The sequence below is a fragment of the Plantactinospora sp. ZYX-F-223 genome, from assembly GCF_039649625.1.
Taxonomy (GTDB): Bacteria; Actinomycetota; Actinomycetes; order Mycobacteriales; family Micromonosporaceae; genus Plantactinospora.
This window is the reverse complement of sequence record NZ_JBDJAV010000004.1, coordinates 79410-95214: the sequence shown is the minus strand read 5'-3', so window position 1 is coordinate 95214 and position 15805 is coordinate 79410. Positions and strand designations below refer to the sequence as shown.

At 74.1% G+C, this 15805-nt stretch carries 15 protein-coding genes; 14 read left to right on the top strand and 1 reads right to left on the bottom strand.

Features of this window, described 5'->3' with window-relative positions; genetic code table 11:
* Positions 1–233: 233 nt before the first annotated feature.
* The gene (locus tag AAH979_RS05520) at positions 234–1673 is read left to right on the top strand and encodes a condensation domain-containing protein (protein ID WP_346256926.1); all 1440 of its coding nucleotides are present in this window, start codon (positions 234–236) and stop codon (positions 1671–1673) included.
* A gap of 156 nt (positions 1674–1829) precedes the next feature.
* Here AAH979_RS05520 and AAH979_RS05515 read toward each other — a convergent pair whose 3' ends face one another.
* A complete protein-coding gene (locus AAH979_RS05515) occupies positions 1830–3095 on the bottom strand; it encodes a helix-turn-helix transcriptional regulator (protein ID WP_346256925.1) in 1266 nt (421 codons plus the stop codon).
* Between the two features lie 177 nt (positions 3096–3272).
* On the opposite strand from AAH979_RS05515, the gene AAH979_RS05510 reads away from it, so the two are divergent.
* Genes AAH979_RS05510 through AAH979_RS05450 form a run of 13 tightly spaced genes read left to right on the top strand, consistent with a single transcriptional unit; the run spans position 3273 to position 15619 of the window.
* Positions 3273–4025, top strand: a complete 753-nt coding sequence (locus AAH979_RS05510; RefSeq protein ID WP_346256924.1) for a hypothetical protein — start codon at positions 3273–3275, stop codon at positions 4023–4025.
* The gene (locus AAH979_RS05505) at positions 4015–5328 is read left to right on the top strand and encodes an aspartate aminotransferase family protein (protein ID WP_346256923.1); all 1314 of its coding nucleotides are present in this window, start codon (positions 4015–4017) and stop codon (positions 5326–5328) included. The genes AAH979_RS05510 and AAH979_RS05505 overlap by 11 nt, the downstream gene beginning before the upstream one ends.
* Positions 5325–6878, top strand: coding sequence for a GMC family oxidoreductase (locus tag AAH979_RS05500; protein ID WP_346256922.1), 1554 nt, complete (start codon positions 5325–5327; stop codon positions 6876–6878). Before AAH979_RS05505 ends, AAH979_RS05500 begins: the two co-directional genes overlap by 4 nt.
* 45 nt (positions 6879–6923) lie before the next feature.
* A complete protein-coding gene (locus AAH979_RS05495) occupies positions 6924–7496 on the top strand; it encodes a hypothetical protein (protein ID WP_346256921.1) in 573 nt (190 codons plus the stop codon).
* A complete protein-coding gene (locus AAH979_RS05490) occupies positions 7493–8500 on the top strand; it encodes a BtrH N-terminal domain-containing protein (protein WP_346256920.1) in 1008 nt (335 codons plus the stop codon). Before AAH979_RS05495 ends, AAH979_RS05490 begins: the two co-directional genes overlap by 4 nt.
* Positions 8497–9840, top strand: coding sequence for a DegT/DnrJ/EryC1/StrS family aminotransferase (locus AAH979_RS05485; protein WP_346256919.1), 1344 nt, complete (start codon positions 8497–8499; stop codon positions 9838–9840). The genes AAH979_RS05490 and AAH979_RS05485 overlap by 4 nt, the downstream gene beginning before the upstream one ends.
* The gene (locus AAH979_RS05480) at positions 9837–10715 is read left to right on the top strand and encodes a transketolase (RefSeq protein ID WP_346256918.1); all 879 of its coding nucleotides are present in this window, start codon (positions 9837–9839) and stop codon (positions 10713–10715) included. The genes AAH979_RS05485 and AAH979_RS05480 overlap by 4 nt, the downstream gene beginning before the upstream one ends.
* The gene (locus AAH979_RS05475) at positions 10712–11689 is read left to right on the top strand and encodes a transketolase C-terminal domain-containing protein (protein ID WP_346256917.1); all 978 of its coding nucleotides are present in this window, start codon (positions 10712–10714) and stop codon (positions 11687–11689) included. Before AAH979_RS05480 ends, AAH979_RS05475 begins: the two co-directional genes overlap by 4 nt.
* An 18-nt stretch (positions 11690–11707) precedes the next feature.
* Positions 11708–11875, top strand: a complete 168-nt coding sequence (locus AAH979_RS05470) for a lysine biosynthesis protein LysW (protein ID WP_203855675.1) — start codon at positions 11708–11710, stop codon at positions 11873–11875.
* Complete coding sequence (locus AAH979_RS05465) at positions 11872–12735, top strand: RimK family alpha-L-glutamate ligase (RefSeq protein WP_346256916.1); 864 nt, start codon at positions 11872–11874, stop codon at positions 12733–12735. The genes AAH979_RS05470 and AAH979_RS05465 overlap by 4 nt, the downstream gene beginning before the upstream one ends.
* On the top strand, positions 12732–13760 hold the full coding sequence (argC, locus tag AAH979_RS05460) for an N-acetyl-gamma-glutamyl-phosphate reductase (protein WP_346256915.1): 1029 nt from the start codon (positions 12732–12734) through the stop codon (positions 13758–13760). The genes AAH979_RS05465 and argC overlap by 4 nt, the downstream gene beginning before the upstream one ends.
* 9 nt (positions 13761–13769) lie before the next feature.
* A complete protein-coding gene (locus tag AAH979_RS05455) occupies positions 13770–14579 on the top strand; it encodes a [LysW]-aminoadipate kinase (RefSeq protein ID WP_346256914.1) in 810 nt (269 codons plus the stop codon).
* Positions 14576–15619: a M20/M25/M40 family metallo-hydrolase gene (locus AAH979_RS05450; RefSeq protein ID WP_346256913.1), complete on the top strand. Its 1044-nt coding sequence runs from the start codon at positions 14576–14578 to the stop codon at positions 15617–15619. The genes AAH979_RS05455 and AAH979_RS05450 overlap by 4 nt, the downstream gene beginning before the upstream one ends.
* Positions 15620–15805: the final 186 nt, after the last annotated feature.

The following is a 15805-nucleotide window of genomic DNA, read 5'->3' as shown; positions in this document are numbered from 1 at the left end:
GATCAGCAGCTCAGCATGGTGATCGGGCCGTCGTACCGTCGGCCGGCCCGACCGATCGTGGATCGAGCGTGCGGGAAGTTTTCCGGATCACTTCCGGAGATGTCCGGCCGATCTACTGGCCGACCTCCCGATCGGGGCCTGGCCGGGGTCCGGGACTGACGATCTCCGGTGCCCGGCTGCCGGAGGCGTCCGTCCTTGACAGACCTGAATGCCGGATAGCAGGCTCTGAGCCCATGCCGCCGACGGTCACCGCGCTGGCTCGCAGTCAGGAAACGCTCTGGGAGTTCGTCCGCTGCTTCGCGCCGGACGACCCGGGGTGCCTCGGCTACAACGTCTTCGGCACCATGCCGCTGGCCGGGCCGGTGGACCTGGCGGTGTTCCGGGCCGCGGTGCGGGACGTGGCGCGACGGCACGACGCACTGCGGATCGTCTTCGAGACGATCGCCGACGACCCGCTGATCCGGATCGAGGACGAGGTCGAACCGATCGTGACCTTCGTCGACCTCTCCGGCGAGCCCACCGGTCGGGTCGCGGCGCGGCGGGGCAGCGTACTCGGCTACGAGAGCGGTCGCGCCTTCGATCTCCGCCAGGGTCCGTTGTGGAGCGTGACGCTGGTCCGTTCGTCCCGGACCGACTACACGGTCGCGGTGAGCATGTTCCACATGATCGCGGACGGTTGGTCGACCGGGGTCTTTCTGCGCGACCTGGCCGCCGCGTTGGCGGCCCGGACCGGTCAGGGCGGCCCGCTGCCCGAACTGCCCCTCCGGTACGCCGACGCGACGGCCGTGCCGAGGTGGAGCGCCGCGGAGCGGCGGCGCCGGACGGAGTTCTGGCAGCGGCAGCTCACACCGTTGCCGGAGGCGTTGCCGTTTCCCGGAGTCGGCGAGGGTGCGGGGGGATGGTCGGGCGGCGCGGACGGTCCGGGCGCCGACACCGGCCGGTACGCCGGGCTGGACGTGACCGCCACGGCAAAGGTGACGATCGGACTCCCCGCCGACCTGGCCCGCCGGCTGCACGGGTACGCCCGGCAGCACCGGATGACGCCGTTCGTGCTCTCCCTCGCGGCCTACCGGGTGCTGCTGGGCGCGATGACCGGCTGGCCCCGGCTGGTACTCGGGACGGCCACCTCCGGCCGGGACGAGCCGGGGACGACCGAGCTGGTCGGCCAGTTCACCCACAACATCTACGTGGCGACCACGATCCCGTTGCGGACCACCCTGGCGGACGCCGTCGCCGAGGTCCGGACCAGCACCTTCGCGGCGATGCGGCAGGTGGCGTCGTTCAAGGAGATCGCCCAGGCGGTGAACCCGGGCTTCGCGGAGGCCCGGCCCTGGCCGTTCCTGCTGCTGTACCACTCGTGGTTCCAGTCGGCACCGCCGGCCGGTGGCGCCCCGGGCGGCCGGGCCGAGGCCGGGGACGAGGTCCGGGAACAGCGGTCGCGGGGGAGATTGCCGGCCGGGGCGGAGGTCGGACCCGACCGGCGGGCGCTGTGGGCCAAGCGGGGCGAGCCGGGTATGACGGTCAGCGACGACCGGCGGAGCGCGGAGCTGAACTACAACCCGACGTGTTACGACCGGGACGCGGTCGTCGGCGCGGTCCGGGGGTACCGGGTCGTGCTGGCGGAACTGCTGCGTGACCCGAACCAGCGCATCTCAGACCTGAAGATCTCCTGACCGACGCCGGGCCGGCCGGGACGCCGACCCGGGACATAACTGAGCAGGGCAAGTGGGTCGGCAGCGCCGGCGTGGTGCCATGCGCCGGAGTGCCATTCGGCGCGGATGACCCGGCGTCGGAGGAGGTCGGGGTTCACCCGGCCGTACGTCTGCCGCTCAGTTCCGGGCAGCGGCCTGCTGGCGCAAGGCGTCGATCTTGCGCCAGGACTCGGCGGCCCGCCGGTAGTTGCCGTCCGCCTCGTAGCGCTCCGCCGCTTTGCGCTGCCACTCGATGGCTTCGTCGATGCGGCCGATCCGCTGCAGCGCGTCGCTCAGCCCGGCGAGCGCCATCACCGTCTCGCTGCCGTTGACCTGCTGCGGCCGTTCGAGCAGCTCGGTGTAGAGCCTGGCCGCCTCGGCCGGGTTGCCGGCGGTGAGCTCGTAGTGCGCCCGCTCGCGTTGCGCCGCCAACCGGTCCGACTCGAGCCCGGCCAGGCGCGCGTTCAGCTCGGCCGAGTCGATCCAGTCGCGGGCCTTTTCGAGGTCGTGCCCGCCCTCCAGCAGGACCGACGCGGTGAACCGGGAGAACCGGAGCCAGTCGTGCAGGGTCATGGTGCCGAAGACCAGGGTCCGGTGCGCCGCCAGGAGGTGCTCGTACGCCGGAGCCGGACGGCCCATCCGGGAGTAGGCCATGCTGGCGATCCAGTGTGTCCGGCCGAGGACGCCAGCGTACCCGCCGTCGTTCGCCAGCCGGATCATCTCCTCGATCGTGCGTTCGGCGGCGTCGAAGGCGTTGGTCTCGACCTCGATCGAGGCGAGGATGCCGAGCAGTTGGACGTGCTCGCTGCTGCCGCTCAACTCACCCTCGCTGACCAGCTCCACGGCCTCCTGGGCGGCCTTCTGCGCGCTGGCCAACCGGCCCATCTCGCGCAGGATCGACGCGTTGTGCGCGGCCAGCACGACCTGGATGGCAGGGGAGCGGTCCACGCTGGGGATCCGCCGCAGCTCGTCGACCAGGGCGAGTCGTTTCTCCTGGTCGCCGGCATCGGTCAGGACCTTGAGCAGTTCGATGCCGTACGCCAGACCTGCCTCGTCGTTGCCGGTGAGGCGCGCGCCGGCGAGTTTCTCCTCGATCAGCTTGCGGGCACCGGCGAGGTCGCCCATCTCGGCGAGACGGCGCATCTCGACCTGGGCGACGAGTTCGGACGGCTCCCGGCCACGGCCGCCGCTGAGGCCCTCCACTTCGTAACCGAGCAGTTCCTGTGGGGTGCTGTCGAGCAGCCGGGCCAGCCGGATCACGACCTCAAGGCTGGGCACCCGGCTGCCGTTCTCCAGCAGCGAGATGTAGCTCGGCGTCATGTTGTCGCCGGCCAGGGCCTTCTGGGACAGGCCCATCTCGATGCGGCGGTTGCGCAGACGGTTACCAAACTCCGGTTGACCCACCACGAGCTCTTTCATCGGTGTTGTCGACTCCAGTCACTAAGTCCGATGTTTACCACTGTATCGCTACCCCGCTCTGTTGAGGTACCCGAATCGCCCGTCCTCGACGAGATCTAGGTGTTGACGGCAAGAGATTACTAGAGTCATCATAGCTTTACTGGAGTTGAGGAGGTGGTGGGGATGTCCGGGAGCACCGGGAACGGTCCATCCGTGGTGGCGCTGTGGAGCGCGCCGCGGTCACGATCGACCGCCTTCCTGCGCATGATCGCCGAGCGCGGCGACCACATGGTGTTGCACGAGCCGTTCTCGCAGCTCACCGATTTCGGGGCGTACGTCGTGGCCGGGCAGACCGTGCACAGTGAGGCCGGGTTGATCGCGCGGATCGAACGGCTGGCGGCGGACGGGCCCGTCTTCTTCAAGGACACCACCGACTTCCGCTACCCGGGCCTGCTGGCCGACCGCGGTTTCCTGCGCCGGGTCAGTCACGTCTTCCTGATCCGTGACCCGGCGGCCGCCATCGCCTCGCACTTCGCCCTCAACCCGCGGCTGACCAGCCCGGAGGTCGGGTTCGAGCGACTGGCCGAGATCCACGACGCGGTCACGGCCGCGGGCGGCGCGGCCGTGGTGGTCGACTCCGACGACCTCGTCACCGATCCGCCGGCCACCGTCGCGGCGGTCTGCGCCGCCGTCGGCTGGGACTTCCGGCCGGAGGCGCTGTCCTGGTCACCGGGTCTGCTGCCGCAGTGGCAGCGCACCAGCCGGTGGCACGTGCGCACCGGCGCCACCGACGGCTTCCGCCCGGTACCGGCCGAATATCCGGACACCGTGGCCAACCATTCCGTACTCGCCGCCTTCGACGCCCATCACCGGCCGTTCTACCAGCGGCTGCGGGACCGGCGGATCGCCATCGAGAGGAACAGCAGTGTCCGTTGAGATCGAAGCCCCGCCCGGCCGTATCGGCCTGTGGCACGGGATCACCCCGCTCGCCGTGTCTGCCGAACTGCTCGACGAGGACGCCCAGCAGGTCAGCGGCGCCGGCGTCTGGGTGACCGACCGGGCCGGCCGCACGTTCCTGGACGCCCGGGCCGGGATGTGGAACGTGGCTCTCGGCTACCGTCACCCCACGGTGATCGACGCCGTCACCGCGCAACTGCGGACCCTCCCGGCCGGCGTCACCATCCGCTTCGAACAGCCGCCGCAGATCACCATGGACTACGCGGAGCGGCTGCTGGACCGGGTCGGCGGTGACTACGCCACGGTGAAGCTGTACCAGTCCGGCGCCCAGGCGGTCGAGGGCGCGGTGCTGCTCAGCCGGTACCTGAGCCGGATCGAGGGGACGCCCGGCCGGGACCGGATCATCGCGCTGAACAGCAGCTGGCACGGCGCCGGCGTGGCGGCCGGCGCGGTCACCGGCGAGCCGCACGTGCACGGCGCCTGCGGGCCACTGATGGCCGGGGTCAGTCACGTCGACCCGCCGGCCCCGGACGACACCGGCGCCGGGGTCGCCGCCGTCGCCGCGGAGTTCGACCGGCTCGGCCCGGACCGCGTCGCCGGGGTGATCGTCGAACCGGTTCTCGGCACCAACGTGCGGCCGCTACCGGACGGCTACCTGGCCGACCTGGCCGCGCTCTGCCGGCGCCGGGGCGCGCTGCTCGTCGTGGACGAGATCACCACCGGCTTTGGCCGCACCGGGGCGCTGTCCCGCTCGGTGGCCGACGGGGTGCACGCCGACCTGCTGCTGCTCGGCAAGGGCATCACCGGCGGCTACCTGCCGATGTCGGCCATGCTGGTCGGCTCCGCACTGGCCGCCCGGCTGCTCGGCAGCCCCACGCGGGAGGGCTTCCCGCACGGCTCGACCAGCGACGGGTACCCGCTCGGCGCCGCGGCCGGGATGGCGGTGCTCGACGTCTTCGACGCCGGCCTGCTGGACCACGTCGCGGTCGTCGGCGCGTACCTGCGGGACCGGCTGGAGACGCTGCGCGACCGGCACCCGTCGATCGTGGACATCCGTGGGCGCGGCCTGATGCTCGGCATCGAACTGGCCACCGGCGGGGTGCCGTGGCCGGCCGCCCGGTGCGAATCGCTCCGCTTCGCCTGCGAGGAGCACGGGCTGCTGATCCACACCGGCAACAACGTCGTCGACCTGATGCCGCCGCTGATCGTGACCGCGGCCGAGTGCGACGAGATCTGCGCGCGGTTCAGCCGCGCCCTGAGCGGGGCGGAGGCGGGCTGGTGAGCGGCGCGGGGAAGGCGTCCCGGCACTTCGACGTGGCGGTGGTGGGCGGCGGCAGCGCCGGCGCGGCCGTCGCGGCCCGGATGGTGACGGCGGGCGCCTCGGTGTGCCTGATCGAGGCGGGGCCGGACTACGGCCCGCTCGGCGCCGGTCGGTGGCCCGCCGACCTGCTCGACCCGCGAATCCTGCCCACCTCGCACGACTGGGACGTGCACGGGGAGATCACCACGTCCCGGGCCCGGGTGCTGGGCGGATGTTCGGCGCACAACGGCTGCTGGTGCGTCCGGCCCACCCCGCTCGACGTCGCCGAATGGCTGGCCGGCAGCGGTGGGGACTGGACCCCGGCCGAGGTCGGGGCGGCCGTCGCCCGCGCCGAGGCGGTGCTGGCCCCGCAGCGGGTGCGGGCGGACGTCCTCACCCCGGTGGCCCGCGCCGCACTGGCCGGCGCGGACCGGCTCGGCGTGGCGATGCTGGGCGACGTCAACGACGCCACGGCGATCGACGGAGTCGGGCTGCCGCCGGTCAACATCCACGAGTCGGTGCGCTGGAATTCCGCCTTCGCGTACCTGGACGGCCTGCGCGGGCTGCCCGGTCTCACCATCGAGGCCGATCTACCGGTCGACCGGCTGCTCTTCACCGGCGCCCGGGCGACCGGCGTGCTCGGCCACCGCCACGGTGTGCCGGTCACGGTGGCGGCCGACCGGGTCGTGCTGACCGCGGGCGCGTACGGCACCCCGGCGGCCCTGCTGCGCAGCGGCGTCGGACCGGCCGACGAACTGGCCCGGCACGGGATCCCGCCGGTCCAGATCCTGCCCGGCGTCGGCGCCAACCTGGCCGACCATGTCGGTTCCGGGCTCACCTTCGCCGCCTCCGACGACCTGATCGCGGCCACCGGCGCCTTCGCCGCCGACCAGGACTTCTTCCCCAGCCAGGTGCTGTGGAAGGCACGCAGCCCGCACTGCGACCCGGGCGGCTGGGACGAGTTCATCCTGCCGATCCCGCAGTACGACCCGGCACGTCCCGGCCGCGCCGCGTACCACGTCCAGGTGCAGGCGTTCTGTATGACCCCGCGCTCCCGCGGCCGGGTCCGGCTGCGCAGCCGCGACCCGCAGACGCCGGCCGAGATCGACCCGCGGTTCCTGACCGACCCGGAGGGCCACGACCTCGCGGTGATCCTGGACGGGCTGGAGCGGGCCCGGGAGCTGGCCGCGACCCCGGAGTTGGCCAAGCTGCTGGCCGCCGAGCTGCTGCCCGGCGCGGACGCGACCGACCGGGACGAGCTGGTCGAGCACGTCGAGGCCACGGTCCGCGGCTACTGGCACCCCACCGGGACCGCCGCGATGCTCCCCGACGCCGACCCGATGTCGGTGACCGGTCCGGACGGGCTGGTCCGCGGCCTGGACAACGTGCACGTCGCGGACGCCTCGGTCATCCCGGTGTCGCCACGCGGCAACACCAACCTGCCGGTCGTCGCGGTGGCCGAGGTGATCGCGGCCCGGCTGGCCGGCGCGGCCACCGCCGTCCGGGAACCGTCACTGGGCCTGGCCGCCTGACTGTCACGACGCCACGACGCCACGACGCGGAAAGGAGCACCTCCGATGCGGGAGCAGGTCCCGATCGAGCTGGCGGCACACCTCAACAACGCGGGCATCACCCCGGCCAGCGACACCGGCCGCGGCCGGTTCAACGTCTGGCGCAACTCGCTGCCCGGCGAGGAGTTGCCACTGGGCCGCCCGGTCACCGCCGGCGGCGTCCGTTTCGCGTTCCCCGCCGCCGGGCCCGGCCGGCCCGACAACGTGCGCTGCGAGGGGCAGCTCGTGACGGTCCCGCCCGGCCGGTACGACTGGTGCTGCCTGCTCGCCGCAGGGGAGCGGCGGGTCGAGGACGAGGTGGCCCTGCACTTCGCCGACGGCAGCGTGGACTTCGAGGCGGTGCGCGTCTCCGACTTCTGGGCCGCCTCGGCCGTGTTCGGCGAGGAGGAGGCCGTCGCCACCTCGGTCATGCACTACCCGCAGCACGTCCAGCCCGGGGTCACCGCGCACATCTGGTGCCAGCGCGTGCCGGTGACCCGCCGGGCCGAGCTGCGCCGGCTGCGCCTGCCGCACAACGTCGCGCTGCACGTCTTCGCGGTCACCCTGTGCCCGTCCCGGGAGGAGGTGAAGGCGGTATGACCTGCGTTCGGGGCGTTACCCAGTGGTACCGCGACCCGGTCAGCTGCCTGCAGTCCACCCTGGCCACCCTGCTGCTGGAAGCGGGCCACGACCCACTGGAGGTGCTGGGGCTGAGCTGGGAGTTCCGGTACCACCCCGGCGACGTGCGGCCGGAGGAGTACTACTGGCCCTGCCGCCGCCCCGGCGACCTGGCCGGGAGCCTGCTGCCGCTGCACGACGTCACCTCGCGCTGGCGGGCGATCGACCCGGCCGACCCGCTCGGTGCGTGGCGTGACGCGCTCGCCGGGGGGCGGCTGCCGGTGGTCGCGGTCGACAACTACCACCTGCCGTTCCGGCCCGCGTACCACGACGTGCACGCCGCCCACCTCCTGGTGGTGTACGACGTGGACGAGACGGCCGGCACCGTGGCGGTGTCCGACGCCATGCCCCCGGACTTCGCCGGCCCGTTACCCGCCGAGGTGCTGCTGCGCAGCTGTGGCGCCGCCGGGGTGGACGACGAGCAGGACGTCTTCTTCAGCGGCCCGGTCACCAGCGGCGGCCGCTGGCTCGACGTCCGCCTGCCGGCCGCGATCCCGGCCCTCGACCCGGGTCGCCTGGGACTCGCCCTGGACGCCAACGCCGCCGGGTTCGCCGCGCCGTCCGACGACGCCTGGACCGGCGCCGACGGGCTCCGCCGGTACTGCACGCAGCTGGGCACGGCGGCCACGCCGGAGCTGCTCGCCGAGGCGTACACGTTCGGCTGGGGCATGCAGGCCCAGGCGTCCCTGCACGGCGAGCTGCTGCGTACCCTCGGCGCCCGCTGGGACCGGCCCGCCCTGGCCGAGGCCGGCCGCCGGGTCGAGCAGGTGGCGCACCGCTGGACCGCGGTCCGCGTGACGGCCGCGCACGGCCGCGACGACCCGGCCGGCTGCGCCGGCCCGCTGCGGGACCACCTCGGCCGCCTGCGGCGGGCGTACCAGGAGGCGCACGCCGCCCTCGGCCGGGCCGCCGCCGACCTCCGATGACCACGACCGTGAAGGAGACCACCGTGACCGCCCTGTCCGTTCCGGCCCGCCGGCGTGCCGCGGACGTGCTCGCCGCCTTCGGGGGCGCCCCGGCCGTGCCCCGGGCGCTGCGCAACCTGCCCTGGCCGGTGATCACCGACGCCGACCGGGCCGCCGTCACCGCCGTGCTGGACGACCATCTGGTGTCCAACGCGGACGGCGAGACCGCGGTCAGCCGGCTGGAGAACCGCTGGGCCGAACTCTGCGGCACGCCCGCCTGTGTCGCCGTGTCGAACGGCACCACCGCGCTGTCCCTCGCCCTGGCCGCGCTCGGCATCGGGCCGGGCGACGAGGTGGTGGTGCCGGCGCTCAGCTTCGTCGCGTCCGCCCTCGCGCCGCTGCACCAGCTCGCGGTGCCGGTCTTCGCCGACATCGACCCGGTCAGCTTCACGCTGGACCCGGACTCCGTCGCGGCGGCGATCACCCCGCGGACCGCCGCGATCCTGCCGGTACACCTGCACGGCCAGCCGGCCGACATGGACCGGCTGGGCGCGCTGGCCGCCCGGCACGGCCTCGCCGTGGTGGAGGACGCCGCGCAGGCCCACGCCGCCACCTGGCGCGGCCGGCCGGTCGGGCAGTTGGGCGACGCCGGCTCGTTCAGCCTGCAGGCGACAAAGAACCTGCCCACCTGCGGCGAGGGTGGCCTGGTCACCTTCACCGACGCCGGGGTGGGCGCGCGGGCCCGCACCGTCCGGCAGTTCGGTGAGGTGATCGAGCCCGGCCGCGACCGTGACTACCTGTCCCACCGGCTCGGCTGGAACCACAAGATGAGCTCCGTCCAGGCCGCGTTCACGCTGTCCCAGCTCGACCGGTTCCCGGCGTACGAGGCGGCCCGGCAGCGCCACGTGGCCGCCTTCCTCGACCGGTTGCGGTCGCTGCCCGGGCTGACACCGCCGAGCGTCGTGCCCGGCAGCACCCACGCCTGGCACATCCTGCGGTTCCGGCTCGACCCGGACGCCGCCGGCCTGCCCGACGTCACCCCCGGTGCCCTGCGCCGGACCGTTCACCGCCTGCTGCACGCCGAGGGAGTCCCCATGTCGCGATACCAGATCCGGCCGCTCCCCGAGCAGCCCGTCTTCACCGACCGGGTCGGCTTCGGCGGTGGCGTGCCCTGGTCGTACGCCGCGCCGGCGCCCGCACCGCCCACCCCGGTCACCAGTGCGGTGATCGACGACTCGCTGACCCTGCAGAAGCGGCACCTGCACCCGGATGCCGGACCGGCGCTGGAGCGGTACGCGGACGCGTTCGAGAAGGTCTGGGCGAACCTGCCGACCGTGGCGAGCATGGCGAGGGCACGATGACCGTCCTCGCCGTACCAGCCACCGGCCGCACCATCGCCACCGCGACCGAGGCCGAGGCGGCCGCCGCCCGGATCCGGCATCACGTCGTCGACATGTGCGCCGGTGACGAGGGCGGCCATCTCGGCGGCTCGCTGTCCTGCGTGGACATCCTGAGCGTGCTGTACTTCGACGTCCTGCGGGTCGACCCGGAGCAGCCGCACGACCCCGGACGGGACATCTTCCTGTTGAGCAAGGGGCACGCGGCCATCGCCCTGTACGCCACGCTGGCCGAGCGCGGTTTCCTGGACCCCGCGGAGCTGGCCGGGTACGGCCGGCGGGGCAGCCGCCTGCTCGGCCATCCGACCCGGGCGGTCCCGGGCGTGGAGCTGCCGACCGGATCCCTGGGCCACGGGCTCGCCCTCGGCCTGGGCCTGGCCCTGTCCGCGCGGCTGCGCGAGGCGGGCCGGCGGTTCGGGCCGCGGCGGCGCACCTACGTCCTGCTCGGCGACGGCGAGCTGCAGGAGGGCTCGTGCTGGGAGTCGGTGATGGCGGCTGCCTCGACCCGGGCGGACCACCTGGTCGCGGTGGTCGACCGCAACGGCCTGCAACTCGGGTCACCGACCGAGCGGATCTGCCCGATGGAGCCGCTGGGCGAGCGCTTCCGCAGCTTCGGCTGGGACGTCCGGGAGGTGGACGGGCACGACCACGGCGAGCTGCGCGCGGCACTGGGCACCGCGCCGTGGACCGCGGGCCGCCCCGGCGTGGTGATCGCCCGGACGGTGAAGGGCAACGGGGTACCGGCCGCGGAGAACCGGATCAACGCTCACTACACCGCCCTGCCGGCCCGGGTCGCCGCCCGCGCCCATCGGGACCTCAGCCTCCGGAAGGCGTCGTGACCGCCCCGGTCGCGGCGCCGGTCGCCACCCGGCACGCGTACCGCGACTGGCTGATCGCCCGGATGCGGGACGACCCCCGGGTGATCTGCCTGGACTCCGACACCGGCCTGTTCACCGGCGCCGACTTCGGTCCCGCCGCAGACCGTTACCTGGACCTGGGCATCGCCGAGCAGAACCTGTTCGGGGTGGCGGCCGGACTGGCCCACGACGGATGGCTGCCGTACGTGAACACGATGGCCGCGTTCGCCGCGAGCCGCGCCGCCGAGGCGGTGAAGATCGACATCGCGTACAACCGCCTCCCGGTCCGGATCGCCGCGACCCACGGCGGCCTGGCTGCCGGGCATCTCGGACCGACCCACCACGCGCTGGAGGACCTGGCCGTCATGCGCGCGATGCCGTCGATGACGGTCCTGGTCCCCGGCGACGCGGCCGACGCCGTCGCCCTGCTCGACCAGGCGCACGATCGCGAGGGTCCGGTCTATCTACGGCTCGGCCGCAAGCCGACTCCGGATCTCCCGCCGGCGCCACCACCCCGGATCGGCGTACCGCAGGTGCGGCGCGACGGGACCGAGGTGTGCCTGCTGGCCTGCGGTCCGCTGCCGACGCTACGGGTGCTGGCCGCCGCCAAGGTACTGGCCGCGGCCGACGGGGTGAGCGCGCGCGTGGTCCAGGTGCACACGCTGAAACCGCTGGACGACGCGGCGATCGCGGGCGCCGTCCGGGGATGCGCGGCGGTCGTGACCGTCGAGGAGCACTGGCGCGAGGGCGGCCTCGGCTCGGCGGTGGCCGGATTCCTGGCCTCCGGACCGGGCCCGCGGCTGGTCCGGATGGGCGTCGGTGACATGTACGTCTCGGCGGTCGGCAGCCAGGAGGAACTGCTCGACGCGCTCGGGATCACGGCGGCCGGGATCGCCCGCGCCGCCCGCTCGGCGCTGCGGCCCGGGCTCGACTCGCCACTGTTCGCAAAGTTCTGACCGCTGAGGAGGACCGAAGTGACGACCACCTGCCCCGAATGCTTCGAGACCGTGACCGCGCCGGCCGAGCCGGTGCTGCACGAGATCCTCGAGTGCGCCGAGTGTCGCGGCGAGCTCGAGGTGGTCAGCACCGCACCGCTGCTGGTGGCCCTCGCGCCCGAGGTCGCCGAGGACTGGGGAGAGTGAGCGCCCGCGTTGGCCGCGACCCGGTGCTGGTGCTGGCCTCCCGGGTCGGGCCGGACGAGAAGTGCCTGCTGACCGCCCTGCGGCGGGGCGGGCACGCGGCGGAGGTGCTGGACACCAACGCGCTGCACCGCGCGGCGTCCGGCCCGGCCGGCCCGGGCGGGCTCGTGCTCAACCGGGAGATCGGCCAGGTCCGGGCCCGCTACGCGGCCACCATGCTGGAGGCCGCCGGGATGACCGTGGTCAACTCGGCCGCCGCCGTGCAGACCTGTGGCGACAAGTGGCTGACCAGCCTGGCGCTGGCCCGGGCGGGTCTGCCGGCGCCGCGTACCGTGCTGGCTGCCTCGCCGGCCGCGGCCGGCGAGGCAGCCGCGGAGCTGGGCTTCCCGGTGGTCCTCAAGCCGCTCATCGGGTCCTGGGGACGGCTCGTCACCCGGGTCCGCGACGCCGAGGAGGCGGCCACCGTGCTGGAGCACGTCGCGGCCCAGCCATCGCCACAGGCCCAGGTCGTCTATCTGCAGGAGTACGTGGACAAGCCCGGTCACGACCTGCGCGCGCTGGTGGTCCGGGGCGAGGTGGTCGCGGCGATGCGCCGGTACGCCGACGACTGGCGTACCAACGTCTCCCGTGGCGGTCGCAGCGAGCCGTGCGTGCTCGACCCGGACACCGAGAAGCTGGCCGTTCGGGCCGCCGAGGCCACCGGCGCCGACATCGCCGGCGTCGACCTGGCCGAGGACCGGGCCGGCGCGGTGCTGGTGCTCGAGGTCAACCACCGGGTCGAGTTCGCCGGGCTGCAGCGGGCGCACGACGGGCTCGACATCGCCGGGACCATCGTGGACCGGATCGCCGGAGGTGCGTCGTGACCACGACCGCGGCGGTGATCGGCGGCTCCGGGTACATCGGCGGCGAACTGGTCCGGCTGCTGCTCGGCCACCCGGAGATCGAGCTCAGCACCGTGACGTCGGCCCGGCTGGCCGGGCGGCCGGTCGACACGGCCCATCCCAACCTGCGTGGCCGCACCCGGCTGACGTTCACCGATCCGGCGGCGCTGAGCGGCGCGGACGTACTCTTCGTGGCCGCGCCGCACACCGAGACGATGGCTCTGCTGCCCCGGCTGCTGGACCGGGGCAAGGTGCTGCTCGACCTCTCCGGCGACTTCCGGCTGCGCGACCCGCTGCTGTACCGGGAGCACTACGGCGTCGAGCACACGGCGCCGGAGCTACTGGAGTCGTTCACGCCCGGGATCCCCGAGCTGCATCGCGACCGGCTGACCGGCGCCGACCGGATCAGCGTGCCCGGCTGCATGGCCACGGCGGCGATCCTCGCCGTGCATCCGCTGGCCGCTGACGGGCTGATCGACGGCGAGGTCGCGGTGGACGCCCGGACCGGCTCCAGCGGGTCCGGCGCCCGCGGCGGGCCGGGCGATGCGCACGCCGAGCGCAGTGGCGCGATGCGCGTGTTCGCGCCGCTGCGGCACCGGCACCAGGCCGAGATCACGCAGGCCACCGGACATCCGTGCCGGATGACCGCGACCGGGGTCGAGGCGGTACGCGGGGTCCAGGTGCTGTGCCAGGCCCGGCTGCGCGACGGTGCCGGGCCACGGGAGGTGCGCGACGCCTACCGGCGGACGTACGCGGCCGAGCCGTTCGTCCGGATCGTGGCGCAGCGCCGCGGCACGTTCCGGCTGCCCGACCCGAAGATCCTGGCCGGCTCGAACTTCTGCGACGTCGGCCCGGTGGTGGACGGCGGCGACGGGCGGGTCACCGCCGTCGGCGCCCTGGACAACCTGGTCAAGGGTGGCGCCGGCAATGCCGTGCAGTGCCTGAACATCCGGATGGGCTGGCCGGAGGAGCTCGGCCTCGGCTTCACCGGACTGCATCCGATCTAGGAGGCGGGTATGGACGTCGTGGTGGTCAAGTGTGGCGGCAACGCCGCGGTGGACGCGGCTGCGGTCTGCGCCGACGTCGCCGCGCTGCACGCCGCGGGCACCCCGGTGGTGCTCGTGCACGGCGGTTCGGCGGAGATCGACCGGCTCGCCGGCCGGCTGGGCGTGCCGCGCCGGGAACTGGTCTCGCCGGACGGCGTGACCACCCGCTACACCGACGCGGCGACGCTGGAGGTCGTCCACCTGGCCCTGGCCGGAATCGTGAAGCCGCGGCTGGTCGCCGGCCTGGCCCGGCACGGGGTGCCGGCGGCCGGGCTGACCGGCCTGGACGCCGGTCTGCTGCGGGCCCGGCGCAAGCGTGCGGTCCGGGCGGTGTCCGGCGGGCGCCGGGTGGTGGTCCACGACCAGCACGCCGGTCGCCTCGACCGCGCCGATCCGGCCGTCCTGCTCGCGATGCTGGGCGCCGGTGTGGTGCCGGTGGTGTCCCCGCCGGCCGCGGACGAGGACGGCGCACCGGTCAACGTGGATGCCGACCGCGCGGCGGCGGCGATCGCGGCGACTCTCGGGGCCCGCGCGCTGGTGCTGCTCACCGGCGCGCCCGGCGTGCAGACCGACCCGGACGACCCGGGCTCGGTACTCCCCGCGGTGACCGTCGGCGACACCTTGCCGGCGTACGCGGCCGGCGGCATGGCCCTGAAGCTGGTCGCCGCGCGCGAGGCGCTGGCTGGCGGAGTGCCGCGGGTGGTGGTCGCCGCCGGATCCGGTCCCGAGCCGGTACGTGCGGCGCTGGCCGGCGGCGGCACCCTGGTCGGTGCCCGGTGACCTCGCCCGTCGACCTGCTGACCGACCTGGTCGCGATCCCCTCGCCGTCGTACGCCGAGCACGAGGTCGCCGCCTGCCTGGTCGGCCACATGCACCGGCTGGGGTTCGCCGCGCACCTGGACGCGGCCGGCAACGCGGTCGGCGTCCTGGACCGCGGTCCCGGGCCGTCCGTGCTGCTGCTCGGGCACATCGACACGGTGCCGGGCGGGCCGTCCCTGCGGGTCACCGCCGACGCGGTGCACGGCCGGGGCGCGGTGGACGCCAAGGGGCCGATGGCGGCGCTCACCTGCGGGGCGGCCCGGGCCACCGGCTTCCGGGGGCGGCTGACCGTGGTCGGTGCGGTGGAGGAGGAAACGCCGGGATCCCGTGGTGCGATGGCGGTCCGGGACACCCTGCCCCGCCCGGACGCCGTGATCGTCGGCGAGCCGAGCGGGTGGTCCGATGTGGTGCTGGGGTACAAGGGCAAGCTCGACCTGCGGGTCCGCGCCGACTGCCCGGGGGCACACCCGAGCGCCCCGTACCCGCGGGCGGTGGAACTGACCGCCCGGGCCTGGGCGGTGTTGCTGGACGAGATCGGCGCCGACCCGGCCGACCCGGCGTCGGCGCACCGGAACTTCGCCGACCCGGCGGCGACGCTGACTCTGCTGCGCGGCGACCCGGAGCACGCCGAGGCCGAGATGAGCGTCCGGACCCCGCCGGGCTTCGACGTGTACGCCTGCGTCGCCGCCGTGCGCGCCCGGGTCCCAGCGGTCACCGTGACGGTGCTCAACACGGTACGCGCCTGCCGGGTGCGGCGCACAGACCCGGTGGTGCGCGCGCTCAGCGGTGCGATCCGGGCCGAGGGCGGGGAGCCGGGTGCCAAGGTGAAGACCGCCACCTCGGACATGAACACATTGCGCGAGGTATGGTCGGTGCCGATGGCCACGTACGGCCCGGGAGACAGCCGGCTCGACCACTCCGACGACGAGCACATCCGCATCGACGACTTCCTGCGCGGCGTCGCCGTCGTCGAGCGCGCCCTCACCTCGCTCTCGTTCTGAGCCGTCCCGGCACAACGGCACTCTGAGCCGTCCCGGCACAACGGCACTCTGAGCCGTCCCGGCACAACGCACTCTGAGCCGTCCCGGCACAACGCACTCTGAGCCGTCCCGGCACAACGCACTCTGAGCCGTCCCGGCACAACGGGCGACGGACCCCGATCCGGGATCCGCCGCCCGTCACCGTTC

Excerpts from the sequence above, each read along its gene's own strand:
- AAH979_RS05520 (WP_346256926.1), top strand. The coding sequence starts at position 234 with ATGCCGCCGACGGTCACCGCGCTGGCTCGCAGTCAGGAAACGCTCTGG.
- AAH979_RS05510 (WP_346256924.1), top strand. The coding sequence starts at position 3,273 with ATGTCCGGGAGCACCGGGAACGGTCCATCCGTGGTGGCGCTGTGGAGC.
- AAH979_RS05495 (WP_346256921.1), top strand. The coding sequence starts at position 6,924 with ATGCGGGAGCAGGTCCCGATCGAGCTGGCGGCACACCTCAACAACGCG.
- AAH979_RS05490 (WP_346256920.1), top strand. The coding sequence starts at position 7,493 with ATGACCTGCGTTCGGGGCGTTACCCAGTGGTACCGCGACCCGGTCAGC.
- AAH979_RS05485 (WP_346256919.1), top strand. The coding sequence starts at position 8,497 with ATGACCACGACCGTGAAGGAGACCACCGTGACCGCCCTGTCCGTTCCG.
- AAH979_RS05480 (WP_346256918.1), top strand. The coding sequence starts at position 9,837 with ATGACCGTCCTCGCCGTACCAGCCACCGGCCGCACCATCGCCACCGCG.
- AAH979_RS05455 (WP_346256914.1), top strand. The coding sequence starts at position 13,770 with ATGGACGTCGTGGTGGTCAAGTGTGGCGGCAACGCCGCGGTGGACGCG.